This window comes from Streptomyces anandii JCM 4720 (assembly GCF_014650655.1).
Taxonomy (GTDB): Bacteria; Actinomycetota; Actinomycetes; order Streptomycetales; family Streptomycetaceae; genus Streptomyces; species Streptomyces anandii.
This window is the reverse complement of record NZ_BMVJ01000026.1, coordinates 59,995-62,622: the sequence shown is the minus strand read 5'-3', so window position 1 is coordinate 62,622 and position 2,628 is coordinate 59,995. Positions and strand designations below refer to the sequence as shown.

General features: G+C 77.1%; 3 protein-coding genes. 2 read left to right on the top strand and 1 reads right to left on the bottom strand.

All coding sequences use genetic code 11. The annotated features are described in order from the left end of the window. Both IE249_RS39085 and IE249_RS31390 read left to right on the top strand, forming a co-directional pair. On the top strand, positions 1-107 hold a 107-nt coding region (locus tag IE249_RS39085; protein ID WP_229859664.1), incomplete at its 5' end, for an MGMT family protein. 159 nt (positions 108-266) lie between these two features. Continuing rightward, positions 267-1,628: an SGNH/GDSL hydrolase family protein gene (locus IE249_RS31390; RefSeq protein ID WP_229859647.1), complete on the top strand. Its 1,362-nt coding sequence runs from the start codon at positions 267-269 to the stop codon at positions 1,626-1,628. Here IE249_RS31390 and IE249_RS31385 read toward each other — a convergent pair. Beyond that, complete coding sequence (locus IE249_RS31385) at positions 1,586-2,578, bottom strand: helix-turn-helix transcriptional regulator (RefSeq protein WP_189710282.1); 993 nt, start codon at positions 2,576-2,578, stop codon at positions 1,586-1,588. The genes IE249_RS31390 and IE249_RS31385 overlap by 43 nt on opposite strands. Positions 2,579-2,628 lie beyond the last annotated feature (50 nt).

Here is a 2,628-nt window from a genome sequence, read left to right as displayed (position 1 = left end):
GCCACCGGGTGATCGGCGCGGACGGTTCCCTCACCGGGTACGCGGGCGGTCTGGAGCGGAAGATCCGGCTGCTCGGCCTGGAGGGTGTGCTGCCGCAGCCGTCGTAGCCCCGGCCCGCGCGGTCGCGCGGTCGCTCGGCCGGGCGGGTGACCGTGCCCGTGCGGTGCCCTCCCCGGCCCGCCGGGTGTGGCACGGTCGCCTTCCGGACGGTGCGGCGGGGGCGGCGGAAGGACGGCGGGTACGGCATGGTGCACGGGAGGCGGGCGATGCCCGCGACCGCGCGGGTCCTGGCCGCGCTGCTCCTCCTGCCGGGGACCACGGCGGCGACGGCCACCGCGGCCACGGTCACGACGGCGACTGCGGCCATGACTGCGGCCACGACGGCGACCGCGGCCACGACGGCGACCGGCGCTCCCGCCCCGCTCGCCCCCCTCCGTCCCGACCCCGCCCGTCCGGCCGTCTGGACCGGCACCTGGGAGGCCGCGCCCTCCGGTACCGCGGCCGCCCTGCCCGGTGCCTCCATCCGCAATGTCGTCCGCACCAGCGTCGGCGGCACCGCCCTGCGCGTGCGCCTCAGCAACCGGCTCGGCCGGTCGCCCCTGCGTCTCGGCGCCGTCACGGTGGCGCTGCGCCGGGCGGGCGGTCCGGGCGCCGTCCCGGGTTCGCTGCGCGCCGCCGTCTTCCGGGGCGCCCGCACGGTCATGGTGCCGCCGGGGCGTGACGTGGTCAGCGATCCCGTGCGGCTCAACGTCCCGGCCGCCGCGGACCTGCTGGTCACCGTCTACACCCCGGGCGACTCGGGCCCCGCGACCTATCACCGCACCGCCCTGCGGACCGGCTACCTCGCCCCCGGCGGCGACCGGACAGCCGACGCCGAGGGGACCGCGTACACCGCCACCACCACCCACTGGTACTACGTCACCGGCGTCGACGTGCTCGGCGCTCCCGCGGCCGGAAGCGTCGTCGCGTTCGGCGACTCGCTCACGGACGGCACCGGTTCGACCTTCGACGCCGGCCGCCGCTGGCCCGACCGGCTCGCCGAACGACTCCGCGTGCTCCCTCCGTCCCGCCGCCTCGCCGTCCTCAACGCCGGCGTCTCCGGCAACCGCCTGCTGCGCGACGGAGTGGGACCGGCGGCCCTCACCCGGCTCGACGCCGACGCGCTCTCGCCGGCCGGGGTGCGGGCGCTGGTGGTGTGGGAGGGCATCAACGACGTCAAGGGCGCCCCGGAGGCGAGCGACCCCGCCGCCTTCGCGACGGCGTACCGCGCGATCGTGACCCGCGCGCACGCCCACGGCATCCGGGTCGTCGGCGCGACCCTCACTCCTTACGGCGGCCACGGCGCGTACACGGCGGCCCGCGAGGCCGTACGGCGGAAGGTCAACGACCTGATCCGGCACGGCGGCCTCTTCGACGCGGTCGCCGACTTCGACGCCGTCGTACGGGATCCGGCGCGGCCCGAGCGGATCCTCCCCGCCTACGACTCCGGCGACCACCTCCACCTCGACGACGCGGGCCTGCGCGCGGTGGCCGACGCGGTGGTCCTGGGCACGCTGCTCGGCTGCGGGCAGGGTGGTCAGGGCGGTCAGCAGCCGTGCCGGTCGCGGGAGACCCAGCCGCGCTCGTAGGCGTGCCAGCCCAGTTGCAGACGCGTGGTCACCCCGGTCAGCTCCATCAGCCGCTTCACCCGCCGCTGCACGGTCCGCAGGCCCAGGTCGAGCTGCTTGGCGACGCTCGCGTCGGTGAGACCGGCCAGGAGCAGGGACAGCACCTCAAGGTCGGCGGCGTCCGGGGCGTCCGGGCCCTGCTCGGTGACGCCCGAGGCTCCCAGACGCAGCGGCAGCGCCTCCCGCCACACCGACTCGAACAGCCCGGACAACAGCTCCAGCAGGCCGCTGGCGTGCACGACGAGCGCGGCGGGCTCGGCGGTGTGCGAGGTGAGCGGCACCATCGCCAGCGCCCGGTCGGCGACCACCAGCTTGGTCGGCACGCTGTCGGCCACCCGCACCCGCTCGTCGCGCGCGAGCGCGGCGGTCAGCTCGGTCATCCCGTCCGGCAGGTCCAGTACCGCCCGCTCGACCACCACCCGGTAGCGCACACCGCGGCCCGCCGCCTGTTCCTCCGCGTCGTTGTCCGTGCCGGAGACCGCCACCGGACGGCCCGTGACCAGCGCGCAGACCTCCTCGGTCGCGCCCAGCTGGAGCTGGAGGAAGCGCTGCGCGACCGCCGAGGCGCCGGTGACCACCTCCACCAGGTCGTGCACCGCGGGCCGGGCGGCGGCCGCGCGGTACTCCTCGGCGAGCAGCGCCGTCGCCAGCTCGGCCTGCTCCAGCTCGTGGCGCCGCTGGGTGAGCAGCGCGCCCAGCGCCACGGCGGGCGGCGCGGCGACCCAGCGGCCGGGTCGCGCCGACGACTGGGCGGCCAGCCCGTGCCGCTCCAGCCGGCGCAGGGCCTGTTCGGTGTCCTCCTCGCCGAGCATCAGCCGGCGCGCCAGATCGGGCACCTCGGCGGCGCCCACGGTCACCAGTGCCCGGTACGCCGACTCGTGCCGGTCGTCCAGACCTATCGCTCCCAGCATCGACTGCCGTCCCTCCCCTCACGGGCCACCCGCCCACGAACCCCGGCGCG